General features: G+C 76.1%; 23 protein-coding genes. 12 read left to right on the top strand and 11 right to left on the bottom strand.

Features of this window, described 5'->3' with window-relative positions; translation table 11 throughout:
- Positions 1 to 2 precede the first annotated feature (2 nt).
- Complete coding sequence (locus ABD160_RS17010) at positions 3 to 611, bottom strand: TetR/AcrR family transcriptional regulator (protein WP_344023524.1); 609 nt, start codon at positions 609 to 611, stop codon at positions 3 to 5.
- Between the two features lie 72 nt (positions 612 to 683).
- Between ABD160_RS17010 and ABD160_RS17005 the strand changes: the two genes are divergently transcribed.
- Together ABD160_RS17005 and ABD160_RS17000 are read left to right on the top strand one after the other, a co-directional pair.
- Entirely contained in the window at positions 684 to 2,153 is a 1,470-nt protein-coding gene (locus ABD160_RS17005; RefSeq protein ID WP_344023522.1) for a flavin-containing monooxygenase, read from the top strand.
- 11 nt (positions 2,154 to 2,164) lie between these two features.
- Positions 2,165 to 3,106: an o-succinylbenzoate synthase gene (locus tag ABD160_RS17000; RefSeq protein ID WP_344023521.1), complete on the top strand. Its 942-nt coding sequence runs from the start codon at positions 2,165 to 2,167 to the stop codon at positions 3,104 to 3,106.
- Positions 3,107 to 3,251: 145 nt separating this feature from the next.
- Here ABD160_RS17000 and ABD160_RS16995 read toward each other — a convergent pair whose 3' ends face one another.
- On the bottom strand, positions 3,252 to 3,866 hold the full coding sequence (locus ABD160_RS16995) for an MSMEG_1061 family FMN-dependent PPOX-type flavoprotein (RefSeq protein WP_344023519.1): 615 nt from the start codon (positions 3,864 to 3,866) through the stop codon (positions 3,252 to 3,254).
- 75 nt (positions 3,867 to 3,941) lie between these two features.
- Between ABD160_RS16995 and ABD160_RS16990 the strand changes: the two genes are divergently transcribed.
- Positions 3,942 to 4,898, top strand: a complete 957-nt coding sequence (locus ABD160_RS16990) for an NAD(P)/FAD-dependent oxidoreductase (RefSeq protein WP_344023517.1) — start codon at positions 3,942 to 3,944, stop codon at positions 4,896 to 4,898.
- Between the two features lie 147 nt (positions 4,899 to 5,045).
- Here the strand turns inward: ABD160_RS16990 and ABD160_RS16985 are convergent, their stop codons facing one another.
- The 4 genes from ABD160_RS16985 to ABD160_RS16970 are packed head-to-tail and all read right to left on the bottom strand — an operon-like array spanning position 5,046 to position 9,074.
- Positions 5,046 to 6,254 carry an MFS transporter gene (locus ABD160_RS16985; protein ID WP_344023515.1) on the bottom strand — a complete coding sequence of 403 codons (1,209 nt, stop codon included), beginning with the start codon at positions 6,252 to 6,254 and terminating at the stop codon, positions 5,046 to 5,048.
- Complete coding sequence (locus ABD160_RS16980) at positions 6,251 to 7,234, bottom strand: ABC transporter substrate-binding protein (protein WP_344023513.1); 984 nt, start codon at positions 7,232 to 7,234, stop codon at positions 6,251 to 6,253. The genes ABD160_RS16985 and ABD160_RS16980 overlap by 4 nt, the downstream gene beginning before the upstream one ends.
- A 23-nt stretch (positions 7,235 to 7,257) precedes the next feature.
- Positions 7,258 to 8,037 carry an ABC transporter ATP-binding protein gene (locus tag ABD160_RS16975; protein ID WP_344023721.1) on the bottom strand — a complete coding sequence of 260 codons (780 nt, stop codon included), beginning with the start codon at positions 8,035 to 8,037 and terminating at the stop codon, positions 7,258 to 7,260.
- 5 nt (positions 8,038 to 8,042) lie between these two features.
- Positions 8,043 to 9,074 carry a FecCD family ABC transporter permease gene (locus ABD160_RS16970; RefSeq protein WP_344023511.1) on the bottom strand — a complete coding sequence of 344 codons (1,032 nt, stop codon included), beginning with the start codon at positions 9,072 to 9,074 and terminating at the stop codon, positions 8,043 to 8,045.
- Positions 9,075 to 9,200: 126 nt separating this feature from the next.
- Between ABD160_RS16970 and ABD160_RS16965 the strand changes: the two genes are divergently transcribed.
- From ABD160_RS16965 to ABD160_RS16935, 7 genes are all read left to right on the top strand, one after another.
- Complete coding sequence (locus ABD160_RS16965; RefSeq protein ID WP_344023509.1) at positions 9,201 to 9,902, top strand: class I SAM-dependent methyltransferase; 702 nt, start codon at positions 9,201 to 9,203, stop codon at positions 9,900 to 9,902.
- The gene (locus ABD160_RS16960) at positions 9,899 to 10,702 is read left to right on the top strand and encodes a Rossmann-like domain-containing protein (RefSeq protein ID WP_344023507.1); all 804 of its coding nucleotides are present in this window, start codon (positions 9,899 to 9,901) and stop codon (positions 10,700 to 10,702) included. Before ABD160_RS16965 ends, ABD160_RS16960 begins: the two co-directional genes overlap by 4 nt.
- A complete protein-coding gene (locus ABD160_RS16955; protein WP_344023505.1) occupies positions 10,699 to 11,619 on the top strand; it encodes a GHMP family kinase ATP-binding protein in 921 nt (306 codons plus the stop codon). Before ABD160_RS16960 ends, ABD160_RS16955 begins: the two co-directional genes overlap by 4 nt.
- Entirely contained in the window at positions 11,616 to 12,704 is a 1,089-nt protein-coding gene (locus tag ABD160_RS16950) for a pyridoxal-phosphate dependent enzyme (RefSeq protein ID WP_344023503.1), read from the top strand. The genes ABD160_RS16955 and ABD160_RS16950 overlap by 4 nt, the downstream gene beginning before the upstream one ends.
- A 204-nt stretch (positions 12,705 to 12,908) precedes the next feature.
- Positions 12,909 to 14,414: an FAD-binding oxidoreductase gene (locus ABD160_RS16945; protein ID WP_344023501.1), complete on the top strand. Its 1,506-nt coding sequence runs from the start codon at positions 12,909 to 12,911 to the stop codon at positions 14,412 to 14,414.
- Positions 14,415 to 14,469: 55 nt separating this feature from the next.
- Positions 14,470 to 16,053 carry a CYTH and CHAD domain-containing protein gene (locus tag ABD160_RS16940; RefSeq protein WP_344023499.1) on the top strand — a complete coding sequence of 528 codons (1,584 nt, stop codon included), beginning with the start codon at positions 14,470 to 14,472 and terminating at the stop codon, positions 16,051 to 16,053.
- Positions 16,054 to 16,063: 10 nt separating this feature from the next.
- Entirely contained in the window at positions 16,064 to 17,107 is a 1,044-nt protein-coding gene (locus tag ABD160_RS16935; RefSeq protein WP_344023497.1) for a PHP domain-containing protein, read from the top strand.
- Positions 17,108 to 17,122: 15 nt separating this feature from the next.
- Here the strand turns inward: ABD160_RS16935 and ABD160_RS16930 are convergent, their stop codons facing one another.
- Entirely contained in the window at positions 17,123 to 17,719 is a 597-nt protein-coding gene (locus ABD160_RS16930) for a cupin domain-containing protein (RefSeq protein WP_344023495.1), read from the bottom strand.
- Between the two features lie 303 nt (positions 17,720 to 18,022).
- On the opposite strand from ABD160_RS16930, the gene ABD160_RS16925 reads away from it, so the two are divergent.
- Positions 18,023 to 19,135, top strand: coding sequence for a glycoside hydrolase family 16 protein (locus ABD160_RS16925; RefSeq protein ID WP_344023493.1), 1,113 nt, complete (start codon positions 18,023 to 18,025; stop codon positions 19,133 to 19,135).
- Between the two features lie 4 nt (positions 19,136 to 19,139).
- Here ABD160_RS16925 and ABD160_RS16920 read toward each other — a convergent pair whose 3' ends face one another.
- Positions 19,140 to 20,129 (bottom strand): carbohydrate kinase family protein, encoded by a 990-nt coding sequence (locus tag ABD160_RS16920; RefSeq protein WP_344023491.1) that lies wholly within the window; start codon positions 20,127 to 20,129, stop codon positions 19,140 to 19,142.
- A gap of 44 nt (positions 20,130 to 20,173) precedes the next feature.
- On the opposite strand from ABD160_RS16920, the gene ABD160_RS16915 reads away from it, so the two are divergent.
- Positions 20,174 to 21,190 (top strand): CobW family GTP-binding protein, encoded by a 1,017-nt coding sequence (locus ABD160_RS16915; RefSeq protein WP_344023489.1) that lies wholly within the window; start codon positions 20,174 to 20,176, stop codon positions 21,188 to 21,190.
- Between the two features lie 13 nt (positions 21,191 to 21,203).
- Here ABD160_RS16915 and ABD160_RS16910 read toward each other — a convergent pair whose 3' ends face one another.
- The 3 genes from ABD160_RS16910 to idi form a co-directional block, all read right to left on the bottom strand.
- Entirely contained in the window at positions 21,204 to 21,776 is a 573-nt protein-coding gene (locus ABD160_RS16910) for a hypothetical protein (protein ID WP_344023486.1), read from the bottom strand.
- 154 nt (positions 21,777 to 21,930) lie between these two features.
- A complete protein-coding gene (locus tag ABD160_RS16905; protein ID WP_344023484.1) occupies positions 21,931 to 22,923 on the bottom strand; it encodes a small ribosomal subunit Rsm22 family protein in 993 nt (330 codons plus the stop codon).
- A 27-nt stretch (positions 22,924 to 22,950) separates the two neighbouring features.
- On the bottom strand, positions 22,951 to 23,490 hold the full coding sequence (gene idi, locus ABD160_RS16900; protein ID WP_344023482.1) for an isopentenyl-diphosphate Delta-isomerase: 540 nt from the start codon (positions 23,488 to 23,490) through the stop codon (positions 22,951 to 22,953).
- Between the last annotated feature and the right edge of the window lie 185 nt (positions 23,491 to 23,675).

Raw genomic sequence — 23,675 nt, 5'->3', positions numbered from 1 at the left:
CGCTACCCGGTCCGCCGCCCCAGCCCGGCGAGCCCGGTCCAGGCCACCTCCATCAGGTACTCGGTCGCCTGCTCGGCGGTGACGGCGTCGTCCTGGCCGCGCCACACCGCGAGCCGCTCGCAGGCGCCGACGATCACCTGCGCCCAGCCGGTCAGCCGTTCCGGTGCGGTGCCGGGGACCTGCGCGGCGAGCAGCGCGGCGATGAAGTCGGTCTGCTGGGCGCGGATCTCCTCCAGCGCGGTGTCGGCGACCCCGGCCTCGGAGCAGAACAGCTGCCAGGCGGGCGCCCGCCGGTCCAGGTAGGTGAAGAACGCCAGCGTCCCGTCCCGCAACATCGACTCCGGATCTGTCGCGCCGGCGGCGGCCGCCGCCACCACCTCCAGCAGCTCCGCCCTGGCCCGCGCGATCGCGGCGAGCAGCAGCCCCTCCTTGGAGCCGAAGTGCGTGTAGAGCACCGGCTTGGTGACGCCGACCCGCTCGGCGACGGCGTCCATCGAGGTCGCGGCGTACCCGCGCTCCCCGAAGACGGCGACGGCGGCGTCCACGATCTGGCGTTCCCGCTCGGCCCGCGGTACCCGGCGCCGCGCGTTCGGGGCGGTCCGCGAGGTCATGGCGCGGACGCTACCGGCAGTAGGTTACCCGTGGTATGTTACCGCCGGTAACACTATTTGTCGGGAGGTCGCATGTCCGGGCAGCAGGTCGAGACGCTGATCGTCGGGAGCGGGTTCGCCGGGCTGGGCGCGGCCGTCCGGCTGGACGGGGCGGGCCGCCGGGACTGGCTGCTGCTGGAGAAGGCGGACACCCTCGGCGGTACCTGGCGGGACAACGCCTACCCCGGCTGCGCCTGCGACGTGGAGTCGCACCTGTACTCGTTCTCCTTCTTCCCGAACCCGGACTGGACCCGCACCTTCGCCCGTCAGGCCGAGATCCGCAGCTACCTGGAGGACGTCGCCGACCACCACCGGCTGCGCGGCCGGATCCGGTTCGGCGCGCAGGTCACCGGCGCGGAGTGGGACGGCACCGGCTGGGACGTCCGGCTGGCCGACGGCTCCGCGCTGCGCGCCCGCTACGTGATCTTCGGGACCGGCGCGCTGCACGAGCCCGCGGTGCCCGAGATCGAGGGCCTCGACCGGTTCGCCGGCACCGCCTTCCACTCCGCGCGCTGGCCGCACGGCGAGGACCTGCGCGGCAGGCGGGTCGCGGTGATCGGGACCGGGGCCTCGGCGATCCAGTTCGTGCCCGCCGTCGCCCCCGGCGTCGAGCACCTCACGCTCTTCCAGCGGACCGCCCCGTGGGTGCTCCCCAAGCCGGACAAGCCGATCAGCGACCGCACCCGGCGGGCGTTCCGCCGGGTCCCCTGGCTGCGCGCCGGGTACCGGGCCGCGCTCTACTGGCGGCACGAGGCGATGGTGCTCGGCTTCATGCACCCGCGCGTCATGAAGCTCGCCGAGCGGGTCGCCCGGCTGCACCTGCGCCGGGTGTTCGCCGGCGACCCGGAGCTGCGCCGCACCGTCACGCCGGACTTCACGATGGGCTGCAAGCGGGTCCTGATGAGCAACGACTACTACCCGGCCCTGCGCCGGGACAACGTGACGGTCGAGACCGCCGGCATCGAGCGGATCACCGAGCACGGCGTCGTCACCACCGACGGCGTGCTGCACGAGGTGGACACGATCGTCTTCGGCACCGGGTTCCGGGTCGGCTCCTCGGCCGGGGCCGGACTGGGCCGGATGGCGATCACCGGGCGGGACGGGACCAAGCTCGCCGACGTGTGGCGGGACGGCGCGCAGGCGTTCCACGGCACCACGATCGCCGGCTTCCCGAACCTGTTCACCGTCGTCGGGCCGAACACCGGGCTCGGGCACAGCTCGATGGTGCTCATGATCGAGTCCCAGCTGAACTACGTGCTCGACGCGATGGCGCTGGTCGACCGCAACCGCGCCGTCGCCATCGACACCCGGGCCGACGTGCAGGAGGAGCACAACGCCGAGCTGCAACGCAGGCTCGGCGCCGCGGTCTGGGGATCCGGCGGCTGCGCGTCCTGGTACCTCGACGACGACGGCCACAACCGCACCCTGTGGCCCGGCTACACGTTCACCTTCCGCAACCGGACCCGCCGGGTCGATCCGGCCGCGCACGAGCTGGTCGCCTAGCGTGGCCCGCCGTGCACGTCTACGCGCTCGGCATGACCACCCGCTTCCGCGGGATCACCGTCCGGGAGGGGCTGCTGCTGCACGGCCCGGCCGGCTGGGGTGAGTTCTGCCCCTTCCCCGAGTACGACGACCGCGAGGCGCTCGGCTGGCTGGCCGCGGCCCGGGAGGCCGCCGAGGACGGCTGGCCGGAGCCGGTGCGCGACCGGGTGCCGGTCAACTGCACCGTGCCCGCCGTCGGCCCGGAGCACGCGCAGCGGATCGTGCGCGCCTCCGGGGCGACCACGGCGAAGGTGAAGGTCGCCGAGCCGGGCACCCCGGCCGGCGCCGACGAGGAGCGGGTCGCCGCGGTGCGCGACGCGCTCGGCCCGTCCGGCCTGGTCCGGGTGGACGCCAACGGCGCCTGGCCGGTCGACGAGGCGATCGCCGCGATCCGCCGGATCGGGCGGGCGGCCGGCGGGCTGGAGTACGTCGAGCAGCCGTGCGCGACCGTCGAGGAGCTGGCCGCGGTGCGCCGCGCGGTGGACGTCCCGATCGCCGCGGACGAGTCGGTGCGCCGCGCCGAGGACCCGATGCGGGTGGTGCGGGCCGGTGCGGCGGACATCGTCGTGCTCAAGGTCGCGCCGCTCGGCGGGGTGCGCCGCGCGCTGCGGATCGCGCAGGAGTGCGGACTGCCGGTGGTCGTGTCGTCGGCGGTCGAGTCCAGCGTCGGGCTGGCCGCCGGGCTCGCGCTCGCCGGGGCGCTGCCCGAGCTGCACCACGCCTGCGGGCTGGGGACGGCGTCGCTGCTCGCCGAGGACGTGGTCGCCGACGCCGACCGGTTGCTGCCCGCGGACGGCACCCTCCCGGTGCCGCGCCGCGCCCCCGAGCCGGTCCGCCGCGCCGACGTCGCCGCGCCGCCGGAGCGGGACGCCTGGTGGCGGGCCCGGTACGCCCGGGTCGCCGCCCTGCGCTGATCCCGCCCAGCGCTGATCGCGCCCGCCCCGCCCCGCCCCGGTCCGCACCCCGTCACCGCGGTGCACACCCCTTCGCCGCGCTCCACACCCGCTGCAGCGGGTGCGAACCGGGGCGAAGGGGTGTGCGGCGGGGGTGCTCGGGGGGTCAGTACTGGTTGGCGCGCGCCTCGCGGCGCATCGCGGCGTCGAGCACCCGGGCCGGGCCGGGGATCCGGTACTGGCCCTTCACCAGCTTCCCGGCGCTGGGTACCTCACCCTTGCCGGGCCAGGTCGCCGGATCCCACAGCGACGACCGCAGGAACGCCTTCGCGCAGTGCAGGAACAGCTCGTCGATCTGCACCACGATCGCCAGCTCCGGCACCGAGCCCTTGACGGCCAGCTGCTCGGCGAAGTCCGGCCGGTGCACGATCCGGGCCCGCCCGTTGACCCGCACGGTGTCGTTCGACCCGGGCACCATGAAGATCATCCCGACCCGCGGGTCGTGCAGGATGTTGCGCATCGAGTCGAGCCGGTGGTTGCCGCGCCGGTCGGCGAACGCGATCGCCCGGCCCTCGTCGAGCACCAGCACACTGCCGGCGGGATCGCCCCGCGGGGAGACGTCGACGCCGTCCGGCCCACAGGTGGCCAGCAGGAAGAACGGCGACGCGGCGAGCCACTCGGCGGTCACCGCGTCGACCCGGTCGCGTTCCTTCTCCTTGATCGCCTTCGACGGTTCGACGACGATCTCCCGCAACCGTGCCTCGTCGGTGATGTCCTCCACCCGGCCCCCTCTCGTTGTGAGGCGACCCTAACCGTCGGTGCGCGGCGCGGGAAGCGGCGGCCTAGGTTCGTCGGTGTGGGTGTGATCGTGATCGGGGCCGGGATCGCCGGGGTGACCTGCGCCGGGGAGCTCGCCGCCCGCGGGGTGGACGTCGTCGTGCTGGAGCGGGCCCGCGGCGTCGGCGGCCGGCTCGCGGTGCACCGGCACGACGGGCGCCCGGCCGACATCGGGGCCGCCTACTTCACCGTGTCCGACGACGAGTTCGACGCCCGCGTCCGCCACTGGCGCCGGGACGGCCTGGTCCGGGAGTGGACCGACACGCTCGCCGTGTTCGAGTCGGGCGCCCGGGTCGCGGACAGTCCCGGCCCGATGCGCTGGGCCGCGCCCGGCGGCCTGCGCTCGCTGGTCACCGAGTCCGCGCGGGACCTGACGGTGCACACCGGACACGAGGTCCGCGAGGTCCGGCCCGGCCCGGACGGGCGCCCCCGGGTGGACGGCGAACCGTGCGACGCGGTCGTCGTCGCGATGCCCGATCCGCAGGCCGCCCGGCTGCTCGACCCGCACACCGCGGCCGGCGCGGCCGTCGCCGACCGGGAGTGGGACCCGGTGCTCGCGCTGACCCTCGGGTTCGCCCGCCGGGACTGGCCGGAGCTGCCCGCCGCGTTCGTCAACGACCATCCGGTGCTGTCGTCGGTGGCCGACGACGGCGACCGGCGCGGCGACGGCGCCCCGGTGCTCGTCGCGCACTCGACCGGCGCGCTGGCCCGGGCCTACGACGCCGCGCCGGACGGGGCCACCGCCACGATGACCGCCGCCGTCCGCCGGCTGCTCGGGATCGGGGCGGAGCCGGAGTGGACGCACCAGCACCGGTGGCGGTTCGCCGCCCCGCGCGGGCGGCGCGAGCCCGCGTTCCACCTCGACGACGACGGCATCGGCCTGGCCGGGGACGGCTGGGGCCGGTCCCGGGTGCAGACGGCGTGGCTGTCCGGGCTGCGGCTGGGCCGCGAGCTGGCCGCCCGGCTCGGCAGCTGAGCGGGCCGGCCGGGCAGGGCAGCCGGGCAGGGCGGCGGGCCGGGCGGCCGGGCAGGGCGGGCCGGGCAGGGGCGGCCAGGCAGGGCAGCCGGTCCGGCCGACCGGGCAGGGCAGCCGGTCCGGCCGGGCCGGGTGCGGGAGCGCTGCTCAGCCGGTGGTCGCCGGTTCCCGGGAGAACCGCCGCGCCCCCGGGGCGAGCGCGGCCAGCGCCGGGGCCAGCAGACAGACCGCGGCGCACACCAGCAGCACCGGCTGCAGCCCGAAGGCGGCGATCGCCGGCGCGATCAGCGCCAGCCCGAGCGGGGCGAGGCCGTAGGAGAGCAGGAAGTCCAGCGAGGACACCCGGGCCAGGGTCGCCGGGTCCACCTCGCGCTGCACCGCGGTGAACCACGGCACGTTGAACAGCTCGATGCCGATCCCGCAGACCACGTAGGCCCCGACGACGACCCACACCGGCAGCGGGGTGAGCAGAGCAAGGGGGGCGACGGCGTACACCCCGAGCCCGGCCAGCGCCGTCCATCCGCGGGCGACCGGCCGCCACCGGGCGACCAGCACGGCGCCGAGCAGCGCACCCGCGGTGTAGCCGGTGAGCGCGGCGGCGAGCACCGCCGCGCCGCCGTAGGTGTCCCGGCTGACCAGCGGCAGCGCCACCCCGGTCGCCGAGTACCCGGTGGCGATGACCGCGGTCAGCGCGCCCAGCCCGGCCAGGAACCAGGGATGCCGCCGGGCCTCGGCGACGCCCTCGGCGAACTCGGCGAGGAAGCCCGGCCGCGCCCCGGCGGGTGCCGGCCGGCGCAGCCCGCGCGGCGGCAGCGCCGCGGCGACCACCCAGAGGGCGGCGATGGCCAGCGCGAGCACCCGCACGCCGAACGCGGTGGCGGCCAGCGCGGTCAGCGCGGGCGCGACCAGGGTGCTGGCCCGCACCGAGAAGGTCATCGCCGCGTTGGCCTGCTGGCGCCGCTCGGCGTCGACGACCTCGACGACCAGCGCCTGGAACGCCGGCCGGCAGGCGCCCTGGCCGGCCCCGGCCAGCGCGCAGCCGGCGAGCAGCAGCCAGAGCGGCCCGCCGAGCCCGCCGGCCACCGCGACCGAGCCGAGCACGGCCGCGGCGCCGGACCAGCCGACGGTCGCCCGTCGCGAGTACCGGTCGGCCAGCACCCCGCTCACCGGGACGGCCGCGAGGAACCCCGCGGTGCGCACCCCGAGTGCCAGCCCGAGCCCGACCGCGGTGACCGAGCCGTCGACGACGGCCAGGCCGAGCACGAAGGGCAGCGCCCAGGTGGCCAGGCCGGACGCCGTCGTCCCGGTCCACAGCCGCAGGAAGGCGGGCTCGCGGAGCACCGACCGGGCCGTCACCGGCTGAACTCCCGCAGGTAGCCGCCGAAGCGCTCCAGGCCGTCGATGTTGCGCGGGCCGGAGATGCCCTCGTTGTAGTCGAGCACGAAGAAGTTGTCGTTCTGCACGGCCGGGACACTCCGCAGCGTCGGGAGCGACTTCAGGAAGTCGATCTTCTCTTGGGCGGACTGGTCACCGTAGTCGAGGATCATGATGATCTCGGGCTGCCGCTCCACGACGGTCTCCCAGCCGACGTCGGTCCAGCGGCCGTCGACGTCGTCGAGGATGTTGCGGCCACCGGCGAGCCGGATGATGTCGTTCGGCGGCACCTGGTTCGCGGCGCTGTTCGGCCGGTCGGTGCCGGAGTCGTAGAGGAACACCGACGGCGGCGGGTCCAGCCGGGGCGCGGCCGCCTCGACCGCGGCGACCCGGGCCTGCATGTCGGCGACGACGGCGTCGGCCCGCTCGGGCACCCGGAAGATGTCGCCGAGCCGGCGCAGGTCCTCGTAGAGCCCCTCGATCGGGGTGACCCGCTCCGGGAAGCCCGGGTAGTTCCAGCAGGTCTCGGTGTGCATGAAGCTCTGGATGCCGAGCCGGTCGAGCAGCTCGGGGGTGATGCCGCGCTCGTCGCTGAACCCGGACCGCCAGCCGGCGACGACGAGATCGGCGCCCGCGTCGACCACCAGCTCGCGGTTGAGCAGGTCGTCGGACAGCATCTCGACGCTCGCGTAGTCCTCGGCCCAGGGGGACTCGGTGACCGGCGGGTTGGCCGGCGGCATCACGTAGCCGCGGACCTTGTCGGCGAGGCCGAGCGCGAACAGCTTGTCGGCGCTGCCGCCCTCGTAGGCGACCGCGTTCTGCGGCTCGCGGTACTCGACGGGCTGGGCACAGCGGGGGACGGTCGTCGTGGCAGCGGCGTCGGCGCCCTCCACCTGCGCGCCGCAGGCGGTGGCGGCGAGCAGGGTGGCGAGCAGCAACGGGACGGCGCGGGTGGTCCGCACGGGGGCCTCCAGGGTCGGGTGGATCAGGGGAAGTCGGGGGACGGCAGCGCGTAGAGCAGCCGGGGTGCGCCGGTCACCGGGTGCGCGACGACGTCGGCGCGCACCCCGAACACCCGCTGCACGAGGTCCGGGGTGAGCACCTGCTCCGGGGTGCCCGCGGCGACCAGCCGGCCGTCGTCGAGCACGCCGACCCGGTCGCAGGCCGCCGCGGCGAGATTGAGGTCGTGCAGCACGACCAGCACGGTCAGCCCGGCGTCGCGCAGCGCGGCGAGCAGGCCGAGCTGGTGGGCGATGTCGAGATGGTTGGTCGGCTCGTCGAGCACCAGCACCTCGGGGGTCTGGGCGAGCGCGCGGGCGGCGAGCACCCGCTGCCGTTCGCCGCCGGACAGCGTCAGCACCCCGCGGTCGGCGAGGTGGGTGACGCCGACCCTGGCCATCGCCTCGGCGCAGATCCGTTCGTCCTCCGGGCCGGGGGAGCGGTGCCCGGCCAGGTGCGGCGCGCGGCCGAGGGACACCAGCTCGGTGACGGTGAAGTCCAGATCGGACCCGTGGTCCTGGGTCATCGCGGCGATCCGGCGGGCGTTCTCGCGCAGCCCGGAGCCGGCGAGATCGTCGCCGTCGAGCCGGACGGTGCCGCGGACCGGCCGCAGCGCACGGTAGATGCAGCGCAGTGCGGTGGACTTGCCGCTGCCGTTCGGCCCGACCAGCCCGACGACGGTGCCGGTCGCGACGTCCAGGGACAGCTCGCGCACGATCTCCCGGCCGCCGGCGACGACGGAGATCCCCTTCAGCTCCAGGCCCACCGGTCTCACGCCCCGCCGAACACGTAGCCGCGGCGGCGCAGCAGCACCAGGAACACCGGGACGCCGACGAGCGCGGTGACCACCCCGAGCGGCAGCTCGCGCGGTGCGACGACGGTGCGGGACAGCAGATCGACCCAGACCGCGAGCACCGCGCCGACCAGCGGCGCGAGCAGCAGCACCCGGCTGTGCACCGCCCCGGTGACCATCCGCACCAGGTGCGGCACGATCAGCCCGACGAACCCGATTGCACCGGAGACGGCGACCATCGAACCGGTCATCAGCGAGGTGAGCACGAACAGCCGCCTGCGCAGGACGCGGGTGTCCACACCCGAGCTGGCGGCGGTCTCGTCGCCGAGGGCGAGCACGTCGAGATCGCGGGCACCGGACCGCAGCAGCACCATCCCGGCCAGCACCACCACGGTGACCACCGGCAGCGACTCCCAGGTCGCGGCGCCGAACCCGCCGAGCGTCCAGTAGAGCACCGTGGACGTGGCCTCACCCTGCGGCACCAGGTAGATCAGCAGCGCCATCGCGGCCTGGAAGGCGTAGGCCAGCGCGATCCCGGTGAGCACCAGGCGCAGCGGGCTGGTCCCGGCCGGACCGCGCCGCCGCGCGGCGAGGTGCACCAGCGCGGCCGCGGCGAGCGCGCCGAGGAACGCCCCGACCGACAGCGCGTGGATCCCGGCGAAGGCGAGCGCGCCGGTCACCATCACGGTCACCGCACCGACCGAGGCGCCCGAGGAGATGCCCAGCACGAACGGATCGGCGAGCGGATTGCGCACCAGCGCCTGGACCCCGACCCCGACCGCGGCCAGACCGGCCCCGACCACCGCGGCGAGCAGCACCCGCGGGGTCCGCAGCTGCCAGATGATCTCGTAGGTGGGCAGCTCGTCCAGGGTGATCGAGCCGCCGGTGACCGCGGCGGTGAGGTAGCGGAGCGTGTCGTCCGGGGGGACGGGTGCCGGCCCGAGCCCGATCGCCAGGACGATCGAGACGAGCAGCACGACGGAGAGCCCGAGGGCGCCTTTGATGAACATGATTATCGTGAGTATTTATCACCCGGACGGGACGGCGGCCAGGGGGGCGGCCTGTACGACCCGTCACCGTTGCGGGACCGTAATGATAATGATAGTCGTTAACACATGACGATCTCACCCGTTCCCGTGACGCCGCGAGAGCTGCCGCCACCGCTGCCCGCCGACCGGATCGCCGAGCTGAACCGGCCGGACGGGTCGCTGCACACCCCGCGCACGCACCGCTGGAACGACCTGGAGCTCGACCTGCCGCCCGGGGTGTTCAAGCCGGGCCTGACCAGCGCGATGGTCGCCGACCGGGTGCTGTCCGGGGAGATCGAGACGCGCGGGCGCCGGTACCTGGCGATGGGCTGCGGTGTGGGGATCGAGGTGATCGCCGCCGGGCTCCGCGGGGCCGCGCACACCTGGGCGGTGGACGTGCACCCGGCCAGCGTCGAGACGGCCGTGCGGCACCACCGGCGGTTCGCCGGCGGCGACGCCTGCACCGGCGTGGTCGCCGACCTGCTGGACGGGCTGCCCGAGGGGCTCGGGATCGACGTCGTGACGTTCAACCCGCCCGCGGTCAGCGTCCCGGTCGCCGACGACCCGGACGTGGTGCGCAACGTCTGCCAGGGCGTCGCGCTGCTGGAGCGGTTCTTCGCCCAGCTGGCCGGGCGCGACGTGCTCGCCCCCGGCGCGGAGGTCTTCGTGATCGCCTCCAACACCGCGGACCTGCCCGGCCTGGTCACCGCCGCCCAGCGGAACGGCTTCGACACCGAGCTCGCGCTGCGGCACGACTGGGGCGACGGCGTGCTCACCCACCTGTTCCGCTTCACCGGGTGTCCGCGGTGAGCGTCGCGGAGCTGCTGGACGAGGCGCTCACCGGCGGCGCCGGGCCGCTGCCCGACGGCGACACCGCCACCAGCGTGTTCTGGCTCGGCCACGGGACCCGGCTGGCCGGCGGCCCGGTGACCTACCGCAACCACTACGTGCTGGTCCGCTGCGGCCGGGCGTTCGGCGCGGCCTCGGTGCGGGCCGGCGAGCTCGATCCGGTCGCCTGCCAGGACCTGTCCGGCCTCCCGCTGACCGACCTGATGGCGCCCGACCGGCCCTACCCGGTGCGGATCGCCGCGCTGGACGCCCGGCTCGCGGCGGGCCGGCCGTTCGCCACCGATCCCGGCGCCGAACGCGTCGAGCTCCCCGCGGGCACCCCGGAGACCCGGGCGCTGGCCCGCGACGCCGCCGTCGCCGGGCTGCTCGACGTGCCCGCCGGGGCCAGGGTGGCGCTGATCGGCGTGGTGAACCCGCTGGTCGCGGCGATCCGGGAACGCGGCGCGCAGTGCCTGCCGTGCGACCTGGACCTGCGCCGCACCCAGTGGGACGATCCGGTGTCCGACTCGGCGGACGAGGTGATCGACGCCGCCGACGCGGTCGTCGCGACCGGGATGACGCTGGCCAACGGCACCTTCGACCCGATCGTCGCGCGCTGCCGCGAGCGCGGTGTGCCGCTGACCGTCTACGCCCAGACCGGGGCCGCGGTGGCACGGGCGTTCCTCGGCGCCGGGGTCACCGCGCTGTCCGCGGAGCCGTTCCCGTTCTCCCAGTTCAGCGCCGATCCGACGGCGCTGTACCGGTACCGGACGGGCCGGTGAGGACCGGCCACGGGTACGGCGGGTGCCATCACGGGGAGCTGCTGCAGGGGTTCTTCCGCGGCCCGGACGGCCGCCCGCGGCCCGGCCTGGTCACGCTGCCGTCGCCGGTCGCGGGGGTGCACGCCCGGTTCCGGCCGGATCCGGCGTCCCCCCGCGTCGCCGTGCACCCGCGGGACCGCACGAAGGCGGCCCGCGCCGCGGCACTCGCGCTGCGCGCGGTGGCCCCGCCGGATGCGCCGGCCGGCGGCCGGCTGCGGCTGACCGGGCCGGTTCCGGCCGGGCTGGGGATGGGCTCGTCCACCGCCGACGTCGTCGCCACCATCCGCGCGGTCGCCGACGCCTGCGGGGTGGTGCCCGATCCGCGCACGGTCGCCCGGATCGCCGTCGCCGCGGAGGCGGCCAGCGACCCGCTGATGTTCGACGACCCGGCCGTCCGGCTGTTCGCGCAGCGGGACGGCGTCGTGATCGAGACGCTCGGTCCGGCACTGCCGCCGCTGCTCGTGCTCGGCTGCCTGCTCGACGGCGGGCGCCCGGTCGACACCCCGGCCGACGCGCCCCCGGTCCCGCCACCGCCGGTGGTCGACGGCTACGAGGAGCTGCGGGACCGGCTGCGGACGGCGGTGCAGCGCGCCGACCCGGCCGGGGTCGCCGCCGTCGCCACCCGCAGCGCCCGGCTGCACCGCACCGACGGGCAGCTGGACCGGCTGCTCGGCGCCGCCGACGAACCCGGCGTGCTGGGCGTGCAGATCGCGCACAGCGGCAACGTCGCCGGGCTGGTCGTGGACCCGGCCGGCACCGATCCGGCGGCGGTGCTGGGGCGGGCGGCGCGGGCGCTGCGGGCCGCCGGGCTGCCGGTGACCGGGACGTTCGCGGCCGGCTCCGGAGCGCCCGCCGTCGCGGCGGGGGTGCACCGGTGAACCCGGTCGAGCACGTCGCCGACGCCGTCGGCCGGCCGGACCTGGTCCGGGTCGGCGAGCGCCTGCACTGCCTGCGGTTCGAGACGATGAAGGTGCTCAGCGCCGACGCCGCCGTCCGGCACCTGCTCGACACCGGCCGGATCGCGCCCGGCGACACCCTGCTGGACTCCTCCAGCGGGATCTACGCGATCGCCCTCGCGCTGGCCTGCCACCGCTACGGGCTGGGCTGTCACGTCGTCGGATCGACGACGGTCGACGACGCCGTCCGGGTCCAGCTGGAGCTGCTCGGCGCCCGGCTGGACCCGATGCCGCCCTCGGACGATCTCAAGCTCGACCAGAGCAGGCGGGTCGCCAGGGTGCACGCGCTGCTGGCCGCCGATCCGCGGCTGCACTGGATGCGCCAGTACCACGACGACGTGCACCATCTCGGCTACCGCCCGGTCGCCCGGATGGTGCGCGACGCGCTCGGGCCGGTCCCGCTGACCGTCGTCGGCGGCGTCGGGTCCGGGGCGTCCACCGGTGCGCTGGCCCGCTACCTGCGGGCCGGCGACCCGCCGGGGCGGCGGACCCGGCTGGTCGGGGTGCAGCCGTTCGGCAGCGTCACCTTCGGCAGCGAGCACGTCGCCGATCCGGACATCATCATCGCCGGGATCGGCAGCTCCATCCCGTTCGGCAACGTCGACCACACCGCCTACGACGTCGTGCACTGGACCGGTTTCGGCGCCGCGCTGTCCGGCGCGGTGGCGCTGCTCCGCCGGCACGCGGTGTTCGCCGGGCTGTCCGCGGGCGCGGCGTACCTGGCGGCCCGCTGGGAAGGCGGCCTGGAACCGGACCGCACCGTGCTGTTCGTGGCGCCGGACACCGGGCACCGCTACGTCGGCGGGGTGTTCGCCCGGCACGCCGAGGCGCGACCGCTGGCGGACCTGGCGCCGCACCCGGTCACCGGGACCGGGGAGCTGGCGCTGCCGTGGTCGCGGATGGAGTGGGCCGGGGCGCCCGCGCCGCCGGCCGCGGTGCCCGGGCCGGACGCCGCGGTCCCGGCGCCGCGCACCCGGCTGCCGGAGGTGCGGCCGGGCCGGGCCTGACCCGGCCGGGCCGGGCCTGACCCGGCCGGGCCGGGCCTGCGCCGGGCGGGGCTGCGCCGGGTCGGGAATGCGCCGGGTGGCCGGGGTCGGGCCTGCGCCGGGCCGGGCCTGCGCCGGGCGGGGCCGGTACGGGGCGGCGATGTTCGAGCCGTGCGGCCGGCGCGCGCTGGCCCGGTGCCGGGGCCGGGACCTACCGTCAGCGGCATGTCCGAGCGCGAACCCGTCGGTGACCACCTGCTCGACACCCCGCCGGTGGTCGTCGAACCGGAGGGCAGGCCGTTCGGCGGGTCCACCGCCCCGGCCCGGCTGGACCCGTCCGGCCCGGACGCGGCGGGCCGGGCGGTGCTCACCGAGCTGGCCGCGGCGCTGGGCGGCGACCAGGTCCGCACCGACCCGGACACGGTCCGCCCCTACGTGCACGACGAGGCCGAGTGGGCCGAGCACGGCACCCCGCTGTGCCTGGTCCGGGCGCGCAGCACCGCCGACGTCGCCGCCGTGGTCGCCGCCTGCGCGCGGCACCGGGTCCCGGTCGTCCCGCGCGGCGCCGGCACCGGGCTGTCCGGCGGCGCGAACGCGGTCGAGGGCTGCGTGCTGCTGTCGCTGGAACGGATGACCGCGATCCGGGAGATCTCGGCGGGGGAGCGGCTCGCCGTCGTCGAACCGGGGGTGGTGAACGACGACCTGCGGGCCGCCTGCGCCGCGCAGGGTCTCTGGTACCCGCCGGACCCGGCCTCGGCGCCCTGGTCGACGATCGGCGGGAACGTCGCCACCAACGCGGGCGGGCTGTGCTGCGTGAAGTACGGCGTCACCCGCGACTACGTCCTGGCGCTGGAGGTGGTCACCGCCGACGGCGAGATCGTGCGGGTCGGGCGGCGCACCGCGAAGGGCGTCGCCGGCTACGACCTGGCCGGGCTGATCGTCGGCTCGGAGGGCACCCTCGGCGTCATCACCGAGGTGACGGTGAAGCTGCGCCCGGCCCGCCCGGCGGCGCCGCGCACCGTCGTCGGGTTCTTCGACTCGCTCGCCGACTGCGGCGCCGCGGTCGCCGCCGTCACCGAACGCGGGCTGCAGCCCGCCGTGTTCGAGCTGGTGGACCGGGAGTGCCTGGCCGCGGTGAACAGCTGGCGCAACGCCGGGCTGCCGGAGGGCGCGGCGGCGCTGCTGCTCGCCCAGACCGACCTGCCCGAGCCGGCCGCGGCCGCGGAGGCCGAGGCGATCCTGGACGCCTTCACCGGGCACGGCGCCACCGACGCGATGGCCTCCACCGACCCCACCGAGGCCGACGCGCTGTTCGCCGCCCGCCGGATGGCCTATCCGGCGCTGGAACAGCTCGGGATGGGGATGCTCACCGAGGACGTCTGCGTCCCGCGCACCCGGATGGCCCAGATGCTGGGCCGGATCGAGGAGATCGGCCGCCGGCTCGACGTGCGGATCGCCACCGTCGCGCACGCCGGCGACGGCAACCTGCACCCGCTGATGCTCACCCCGCACGGCGACCCGGCCGCCCGGGAGCGCACCCGCGCGGCGTTCGACGAGATCATCGCCGCGGCCGTCGAGCTGGGCGGCACCGTCACCGGTGAACACGGCGTCGGGCTGCTCAAGCGGGACGGCATGGAGCGCGAGCTCGGCCCGCGGGTGGTCGCGATGCAGCGTGCGGTGAAGGCGGCGCTGGACCCGCACGGCATCCTCAATCCGGGCAAGGCGGTCTGAACGGTCCCCCGGATGGCGGCGACTACGCCGGGTGGCCCGCGGGAACCCCGGGGGCATGAGTGACACCCGCACGACCAGCACATCCTCCGGGGAACTGGCCTACCGCGGGCCCGCGCACACCGGGGCGCCCCGGCTGACCGGCCTGGCCGGGCTGCACGGCGTCCGCACGGTGACCGACGCGGAGGTCCGCGAGCACGAGCGCTTCGACACCCCGGACCTGCGGCTGTCCGCCGCCGGGATCGAACTCCTCGTCGAACGGATCGTGCCGGACCGGGCGAGCGGACGACCCGGCAGCTCGGCCTGGGTGCTCCGGCTCCCGGACGGCGAACCGGACGACGAGCTGCGCGTCGACCTGCCGGAACCGCAGGTCGAGGGCACCGGCACCGGCGGCGTCCCGGACGAGATCGACACCCTGGTCCGGCGGGTCCGCGGCGACGGCGAGCTGGGCCCGGTCGGCCGGGTGCACGTGGTGCGCTCGGTCGAGCAGCTGCACGACGCCGGCGGCCGCGAGCTGGCGCTGCTGCGCCGCGACCAGGTCCGGGTCGCCACCCTCGGCGCCTCCACCGCGGTGGAGAGCTGGACCGAGACCGTCGTCCGGCCCGGTACCGCCCCGACGGGTCTGCTGCAGCAGATCGACGAGGCGCTGCGCACCACCGGGCTGAGCCGCGGACCGGGCGTCGCCCAGCGCAGGCTCGTCGAGCTGCTCGCCGTCGCCGCCGCCGCGGAGCCGCCGCGGCGCACCGGGCGGCGGGGCAGCGCCGGCGCGGTGCTGCTCGACTACCTGGGCGGGCAGCTCGACACGCTGACCGCCCGGGAGCGGGACCTGCGCGAGGACGTGCCGGACGCGGTGCACCAGATGCGGGTCACCGCCCGCCGGGCCCGCAGCGCGCTGCGCACCTACCGCCGGGTCCTGGAGGGCCCCCGGGTGGCGCACCTGATCGCCGAGCTGCGCTGGCTGGGCCGGGCGCTCGCCGGGGAGCGCGACGCCGAGGTGCAGCAGGAACGGCTCGACGCCCGGCTCGCCGAGCTGGAGCCGGAGCTGCTGCTCGGGCCGGTGCAGGCCGCCGTCACCCGGCACTTCGCCCGGACCCGCGCCGAGACCGGCGCCGCGGTGCTGGAGGTCGTCGACGGGGAGCGGTACGCCGCGCTGAAGGGCGCGCTGCGCAGGCTGCTGGCCGATCCGCCGCTGTCGTCGCGGGCGGAGCGCCCGGCCGCTCGGACGATGCCGGCGATGATCGGCCGGACCGCCCGCAAGCTGGACCGCCGGATGGAACGCGCGCTGGGCGACCTGGAGGCCGGGGAGGTGGCGCCGGTGACCCTGCACGACGCCCGCAAGACCGGCAAGCAGCTCCGCTACGCCACCGAGGTGGTCCGCCCGGTCGCCGGCGCCGACGCCCGCCGCTTCGCGAAGCGGCTCAAGCGGGTGCAGCGGGTGCTCGGCGACCACCAGGACGCCGTCGTCTCCCGGGACCTGCTGCGCACCCTCGGTGCCCGGGCCGGCGCGGAGAACGGCAACGGATTCACCTTCGGTGTGCTGCACGGCCGGGACACCGCCCGGATGCTGGAGCTGGAGCGGCGGCTGCCCGGGGTCTGGGCCGAGGTGTGGACGCCGCGGGCCCGGCGCTGGATGCGCGGCTAACCTCGTCCGGATGAGCGACCCGCGCGACGCCGTCGCCGACCTGCGGCGGATCGCCTTCCTGCTGGAACGGGCCGGCGAGTCCACCTACCGGGTCCGCGCGTTCCGCACCGCGGCGGCCGCGCTGCGCGGCCGCGACCCCGACGAGCTGGCCCGGCTGCACGCCTCCGGCGGCCTCACCGAGCTGCGCGGCATCGGCGAGGTCACCGCCCGCTGCGTCGGCGAGTCGGTGACCGGCGAGGAACCGGTGTACCTGCGCCGGCTGGAGGACGCGGTGGCCCGCGCCGACGCCGACGGCGTCCCGCTGGCCGAGGCCGCGCAGCGGCTGCGCGACACGCTGCGCGGGGACTGCCACAGCCACACCGACGCCTCCGACGGCGGCTCGCCGCTCGCCGAGATGGCCGAGACCGCGATCGGGCTGGGGCACGACTACCTCGTCGTCACCGACCACTCGCCGCGGCTCACCGTCGCGAACGGGCTGTCCGCCGAGCGGCTGCGCCGCCAGCTCGACGACGTCGCCGCGCTCAACGAGCGGATCGCCGCCGCCGGGTCCGGGTTCCGGGTGCTCACCGGGATCGAGGTCGACATCCTCGACGACGGCGGCCTCGACCAGTCCGAGGAGCTCCTCGGAGCGCTGGACGTCGTGGTCGCCAGCGTGCACTCCAAGCTGCGGATGCCCCGCGACGAGATGACCGCCCGGATGCTCGCCGCCGTCGCCAACCCGCACGTCGACGTGCTCGGGCACTGCACCGGCCGGATGGTCACCGGCCGCCGCAAGCGCCCCGAGTCCGAGTTCGACGCGCAGCAGGTGTTCGACGCCTGCGCGGAGCACGGCGTCGCCGTCGAGATCAACTCGCGGCCGGAGCGGCTGGACCCGCCCAAACGGCTCCTGCGGCTCGCCGTCGAGGCCGGCTGCGACTTCACGATCGACACCGACGCGCACGCCCCCGGCCAGCTCGACTGGCTCGACCACGGCTGCGCCCGGGCCATGGCCTGCGGGGTGGCGCCGGAGAAGATCCGCAACACCCGGGACGCCGCCGGGCTGCTGGGGCGCTGACCGCGCAGCGGGGGATCAGCGCATCTCGAAGTCGGCGAAGTCGAAGCCGGGGGAGACCACGCAGCTGACCAGCACCGGACCGTCGCCCAGCGGAACGGCCCGCTGCCACACCCCGGGCGGGACCTCCCGCTGCGGCAGCACGTCCGGCGTGGGCGGACCCGCCGGACCGCCCGGACCCGCCGGACCGCCCGGGACTGCTGGACCGCCCGGCACCACCGGACCGCCCGCGGGCTCGCCCGGGATCCCTGCCGGCTCGCCCGGAAGCCCCGCCGGCTCGCCCGCCAGCGCCGCCGGATCGCCCGGGCCCGCCATCGGACGGCCGTCCGCGCCCGGCACCACGAGCCGGCCGGGGCGCCCCAGCCGGAGCGGGACGGGATCGCCGGGCTCGTCGCCGTCACCGGCGAGGAGGAGCTCCGCCTCCGGACCGGAGTGCCAGCACCACAGCTCGGTCGAGCGCACCCGGTGCCAGCGCCCCGGCCCGTCGAACAGGTACAGGATCGCGGTCGCCGACGGCCGCGGCCCGTACGGCGTGTCGACCGTCAACGGGGAAGCCCAGGTGCGGCGGTACCAGCCGCCCTCCGGATGCGGTGCGAGGTCCAACGCGACAGCCACCCCAGGACGCCCCACACCCCGCACTCTCCCACCGCCCGCACGGGCATGCACGGTCCGCACGGGTTCGTCGCGTTCGCACGGGATCCGATCCCGTGCGAACGCCACGAACCCGTGCGAACGATGGCGGGCCTCCGCCGGGGGCTACCTGAGGTGACGGGGGCGCCCGGTGGACTCACGGTGGGTGAGGTGTCCGGTATGTCGCCCTGATCGGGGGAGGCCCGGACGGGTGTTTCCGCTGGCCTCGTTCACCGTCCGCTCGTCTGATGGGACGGACGGTAACGCGAGGGACGGGAGTGACCCACGGTGCGAACGAGGACGAGGACCGGTCTGGCGGCGCTGACGGTGCTGGCCGCGACCGTGGCGGTGTCGGCGGCGACGACCGTGGTGGGCGCCCCCGCCGCGTCGGCCGCGTCGGCCACCCGGACCGCGATCACCCAGGAGGACCCCGGCCCCGCCCAGCCCGGACCCGCCCAGCCGAGCCCCGCCCAGCCCGGCCTCGCACAGCCGAGCCACGAGCAGCCCGGCCCCGAGCAGCCCGGCCCCGAGCAGCCCGGCCCCGAGCAGCCGAGTCCCGCACAGCCCGGCCCCGAGCAGCCGAGCCCCGCACAGCCGGCCCCCGCGGAACCGGTGTCGCGCTGCTCCACCACCGCGGCCGAACAGCACGGCTGGGGCGAACCGGACCGGCACTCCGACTTCGAGGGGATCGACGAGGTCCCGCCGGACTGGCACCCCTACGGCCCCGAGCCCGGCCACGCGAAGAACGGCATCCGCACCCCGGACGCGGTGACCGTCGCCGACGGCGTCATGTCCATCACCGCCGACGCCGAGGGCACCACCGGCGCGGTCAGCTGGCACCCCGGGCAGCGGCACGGCCGGTGGGAGGCGTGCGTGAAGTCCGACGAGGCGAGCGGCGGGCTCAACGCGCTGCTGCTGCTCTGGCCGGTGGCCGAGGACTTCCCGGTCGGCGGCGAGATCGACTGGATGGAGATCCTCTCCGACGACCGCCAGGAGACCAGCTTCTTCCTGCACTACGGGCCGAACAACGACCAGGACTACGGCGCCACGCAGCACGACTCCACCGAGTGGTCGTCCTACGCGCTGGAGTGGACCCCGGAGAAGATGACCGCCTACGTCGACGGGGAGGAGTGGTACACGAACACGAACACCGACCACTTCCCGCCGCGCCCGATGAACATGACCATGCAGCTCGACTACTTTCCGCCGGCGGGCGGCCCGACCGCGATGCACATGGACTGGGCGAGCCAGTGGGCGATCCCGGAGAGCGAGCCGGCGACGCTGAGCCTGCCGCCGGGCGCGAACGCGACCGGTCAGCCGCGCGACTACCCGGAGCGGGCGCCGCGCGAGCTGACGCCCGACGAGCAGCAGGCCCAGGACGCGATGCTGGCCGGCGAGTAGCGGCTCAGCCCTCGGCGTCGAGCTCGGCGCGGGTCGGCGGATCGGCGCCGTGCCGCGAGCAGGTGATCGCGGCGGCGGTGACGGCCTCGCCGAGCACGCCGTCCAGCGCCGCCCGGTCGATCCGGTAGAGGTCGTCGCGGGCGGTCGCGCCGAGCAGCCCGCGCCGGTGCAGCCCGGCGAGCAGGGCGGCGGAGAAGCTGTCCCCGGCACCGACGGTGTCCACCACGTCGACCTTCCGCCCGGGCAGCACGCTGTGCAGCCCGGAGGCGGTGCCGGCGAGCACCCCGTTCGCCCCCAGCGTGACGACGACGACCGCCGGCCCGAGCTCCAGCCACTCACCGACGACGTCACCCGGCTCCCGGCCGGGATGCAGCCAGCCGAGGTCCTCCTCGCTGACCTTCACCACGTCGGCGAGGCCGAGCAGCTCGTGCACCCCGGGCAGCACCTCGGCCGGGGACCCCATCAGCAGCGGCCGGAAGTTCGGGTCGTAGCTGACCGTCGCGGTGTCCACCGCGGTCGCCATCAGCTCGCGCAGCACCTCGGCACCGGGCGCCGTGGTGAGCGCGAGCGACCCGGAGTGGACGGCCACGACCGGGCCGGCCGGGCCGTCGTCGAGCGCCCCGGACAGCTCGTCCGGGGTCCACTGCCAGTCGGCGGTGCCGTCGACCCGGAAGTCGTAGGACGCCTGCCCGTCCCCGGCGATCTCGACGATCGCCAGCGACGACGCCTCGTCCGCCTCGACCGAGTGCGTGAGGTCGACGCCGTTGACCGCGAGGTGGTCGCGCAGCCTGCGCCCGAGCAGGTCGTCGGCCAGCCGGGCGAGCATCCGGGCCGGCACGTCGAGCCGGGCGAGCCCGACCGCCACGTTCGCCGGGCTGCCACCGGGCGCGAACTCCCAGTAGCCCTGGGTGGGAGCAGGAACGATGTCGACGAGGGCCTCACCGGCGACGGCGATCGTCCCGCGGGGCGGACGTCCGGCAGCTGAGTCGGGCATAGGGGGAACTCTGCCACGGTCGCCCAGCGTGGTACTCATGTCGGGTGCCCCGGAAGATCCCGGTCGTGGTGCTGGCCGGGTTCCTCGGAGCCGGCAAGACGACCCTGCTGAACCACCTCCTCGCCGCCGGCGGGGACGCGCGCATCGGCGTGGTCGTCAACGACTTCGGCTCGGTCGGGATCGACGCGATGCGCCTGGCCGGTCAGGCGGGCGGTGTCGTCGGGCTGGGCAACGGCTGCCTGTGCTGCGAGATCGGCGAGGGCGGCATCGGGGAGGTGCTGGCGAACCTGACCCGGCGCCGGGACGAGATCGACGTCGTCGTGATCGAGGCCAGCGGGATCGCCGAGCCGGGCACGCTGGTGCAGCTGGTGCTCGACGCGCTGGGCCAGCACCTGAGCTTCGGCGGCCTCGTCCAGGTGGTCGACGCCGCCGAGTTCGAGACCACCCGCCGCCGGCATCCGCAGCTGGACCGGCACGTCGGGATGGCCGACCTGGTGGTCCTCAACAAGATCGACCGGGTCGGGCCCGGCCCGCTGTGGCGGGTACGCAGGCTGTGCCGGGAGGCGAACCCGCGGGCCCCGATCGTCCCGGTCCGCGACGGCGCGATCGACCCGGCGCTGCTGTTCGACATCGAGATCGTGCCCGGGCGGCAGCTGATGCTCGGCGAGCAGGTGCGCGACGGTCCCGCCGCCGGCGACCACGCCGCGCACCTGCACGCCGGCTACCAGAGCGTGACGTTCCAGTGCGACGAGCCGCTGGACGCCGCCCGGCTGCAGGACCTGCTCGACGCCCGCCCCTCCGGCCTGTACCGGATCAAGGGCTCGGTGCGGTTCGCGGCGGCCCCGGCCCGGGAGCGCTGGGACCTGCACACGGTCGGCCGCTACGTCCGGTTCCAGCGCAACCGGTGGGACGCCGGCGAGCCGCGCCGCACCACGCTGGTGCTGATCGGGACCGGGCTCGACGAGGACGCACTGGAACGCTCGCTGCGCGCCTGCGTCGCCGCCGAGGGCGACCGCCGCGATCCGGAGGCGCTGCTCCCGGTGGCCCGCTACGCGGTGTGACCGCCGCCGTGGTTCAGACGGACGTGAGATCCGGGCCGGTCGCCGGTTCGGTGAGCGAGTGCAGCGCCTGGGCGGCCCACTCCTCGCCGCCACCGACGGCGGTCCACAGCAGCCCGCCGAGGGTGCGGGTCGGGTCGATCCGGCCGGCCTGCCAGGACCGGCTCGCGGCCAGCCGCTCGGCCCGGACGCAGAGCTGCCAGCGCGCCGATCCCCGGTCGGTGACGTCGACCGCGAACCGGCTGTGCCCGAACCGCGCCCGGTACGCCCGCACCGGATCGGTCACGGCGTGCACCACCGACAGCACGGCGATCGCGGCGGCGAACGACACCGGCAGCGCGACCAGGAACGTGAGCATCGACCAGGTCCAGCTGTTGTCACCCGTGGTGACGGCCACGACGAGCGAGGTGATCACGGCGCCCGCGGTCATCGCGCCGGCCGGGACCCGGGTCCAGACCAGATCGCCGGCGTCGTCGATCACGTAGGAGGTGCCGGCGACCAGCGCCGGGTCGTGCACCCGGTAGCCGTGCCGGGTGCGCACGAGGGTGGGGAGTCGATCGGTGGGGGCACCGGTGGGGGTGTCGGTCATGGTCGTGCTCGATCTACTAGAAAGTCGCTGCTCGCGGCCCACCGGATGGCCGTCGCGCCCGGTCAGTCGCCCACGATGCCGGTGCGTGTTACAGGTTCACAACGAAAATGTCGTGGATCACAGACGTGTGCTCGGTCACCCTGTCCGATGATCGTCAGGCGGGCGGCCACGGGTCGCCCCACGCGGTGTCGCGGGCGGCCCGGAACAGCTCCCGGCGGCTGCGCGGAACGGGGGTCTCGCGCAGCGAGCCGTCCGCCGAGCAGACACTCAGCGTCACCAGTCCCTTGCGGGAACGCGGATGCCGGACCACCCGTCCGGGGGCCGGTCCGGCGTCGCCGGGGCGGGTCGCCACGACGTAGGAGAACTTCTCGTCCTCGTGACCCAGTGAGCCGGCCTTGAGCGCCCGGTGCCGCGAGCTGCGGCTCACCCGGACCGCGAAGTGGCACCAGTCGTCGCCGGTCACCGGGCAGGCGCCGGAGTGCGGGCAGGGCGCCGCGACCGTCATCCCGGCGGCGACGAGCCGCTGCCGGGCCGCCAGCACCCGGGCGTACCCGGCGGGCGTACCCGGTTCGACGACGGCGACCACCCGGGCGGCCCGGGCGGCGGCGTCCACCAGCGCGTCCCGCACCGGCTCCGGCAGCTCGCCCAGCAGGTAACAGGCCGTGACCAGGTCGGTCGCCGGCAGCTCGGTGCCGGTGCCCAGCACCGCGGGCTCCCAGCGCGCGTCCCGCACGGCGGCGGTCGGGGCCCCGGCGGCGAGCCGGCCGCCCAGTGCGCGGGCCGGGGCGGCCGCCTCCAGCACCGTGGCCCGGCGCAGCGACGGCCAGGTCTGCGCCGCCGCCCAGACCGCCGCGCCGGTGCCGCCGCCGAGATCGAGCAGCTCCCGCGGCTCCGGCACCCGGCCGGCGGCCCGGCCCAGCACGTCCAGCACGGCGGCGTGGGTGGCCGGCATCCGGTAGGCGGCGTAGGCCGCGGCATCGTCGGCGGTGCGCAGGATCGGCGCGGCCGGCACCGAGCCGCTGCGGTAGTCGCGGATCAGCCGGTCCACCACCGGGCCGAGCCGCCCGGCCGGGACCGGATCGAGCGCGTCGTCCAGCGCGGCGGCCAGGCCGGCCGCGAGATCGGGTCCGGTGGGCGCGGGTCTCACACCCACCATCACACCAGCCGGGCGCGATCAGCCGCGCGCGGCCGCCAGCAGCGGGTCGTCGAGGGCGTCGAGCAGCGGCACCTGCAGCCGGGCCCACGGCGACAGGCCGGACCCCGGATCGTCGGCGGCGGCCCGGAACCGGTCCCAGCTCCACCACTCGGCGTCCTCGACCTCGTCCGGCCGGGGATCCGGCTCACCGGCGAGCCGGGCGACGAACACCGGGCAGAGCTCGTTCTCCTCCACCCCGTCCTGGGACGCCCGGTAGCTGAAGTCGGGCAGCACCAGCCGCAGCTCGGTGGCCCGGATCCCGAGCTCGTCGCCGAGCCTGCGCTGCACCGCGTCAGCCATGTCCTCGCCGGGTGCCGGATGCCCGCAGCAGGTGTTCGTCCAGACCAGCGGGAACGCGGCCTTGCTCCGGGACCGCCGGGTGACCAGCAGGCGCCCGGCGTCGTCCACGCCGTAGCAGGAGAACGCCAGGTGCCGGGGGGTGCTCGCGCCGTGCACGGTCGCCTTGTCGGCGACCCCGACCGGCTTGCCGTCGTCGTCGAGCAACACGACCTGTTCCATGTGTCCCTGTCTACCGGACCGGGCCCGCAGCGGCCCGGCGACGGTGCCGGATCACCCCCGGGGGAGCGCTCGGGCCACGGATGCACCACGGACGCGCCACGGAACTGTCGGACCCGCGTGCCATCCTCGGATCGAGCACCACCGGTGACGGGTCCGGCGCGGCGTCCGCGCAGCACGAATCCGGT

The organism is Pseudonocardia kongjuensis, assembly GCF_039526905.1.
GTDB lineage: Bacteria > Actinomycetota > Actinomycetes > Mycobacteriales > Pseudonocardiaceae > Pseudonocardia > Pseudonocardia kongjuensis.
The sequence above is the reverse complement of the archived record's forward strand: the minus strand, read 5'-3'. Positions and strand labels throughout refer to the sequence as shown.

Coding starts and splice junctions, on each gene's coding strand:
- ABD160_RS16945 (WP_344023501.1), top strand. CDS start 12,909: ATGTCCGAGCGCGAACCCGTCGGTGACCACCTGCTCGACACCCCGCCG.
- ABD160_RS17010 (WP_344023524.1), bottom strand. CDS start 611: ATGACCTCGCGGACCGCCCCGAACGCGCGGCGCCGGGTACCGCGGGCC.
- ABD160_RS16920 (WP_344023491.1), bottom strand. CDS start 20,129: ATGCCCGACTCAGCTGCCGGACGTCCGCCCCGCGGGACGATCGCCGTC.
- ABD160_RS16935 (WP_344023497.1), top strand. CDS start 16,064: ATGAGCGACCCGCGCGACGCCGTCGCCGACCTGCGGCGGATCGCCTTC.
- ABD160_RS16940 (WP_344023499.1), top strand. CDS start 14,470: ATGAGTGACACCCGCACGACCAGCACATCCTCCGGGGAACTGGCCTAC.
- ABD160_RS16910 (WP_344023486.1), bottom strand. CDS start 21,776: ATGACCGACACCCCCACCGGTGCCCCCACCGATCGACTCCCCACCCTC.
- ABD160_RS17005 (WP_344023522.1), top strand. CDS start 684: ATGTCCGGGCAGCAGGTCGAGACGCTGATCGTCGGGAGCGGGTTCGCC.
- ABD160_RS16970 (WP_344023511.1), bottom strand. CDS start 9,074: ATGTTCATCAAAGGCGCCCTCGGGCTCTCCGTCGTGCTGCTCGTCTCG.
- idi (WP_344023482.1), bottom strand. CDS start 23,490: ATGGAACAGGTCGTGTTGCTCGACGACGACGGCAAGCCGGTCGGGGTC.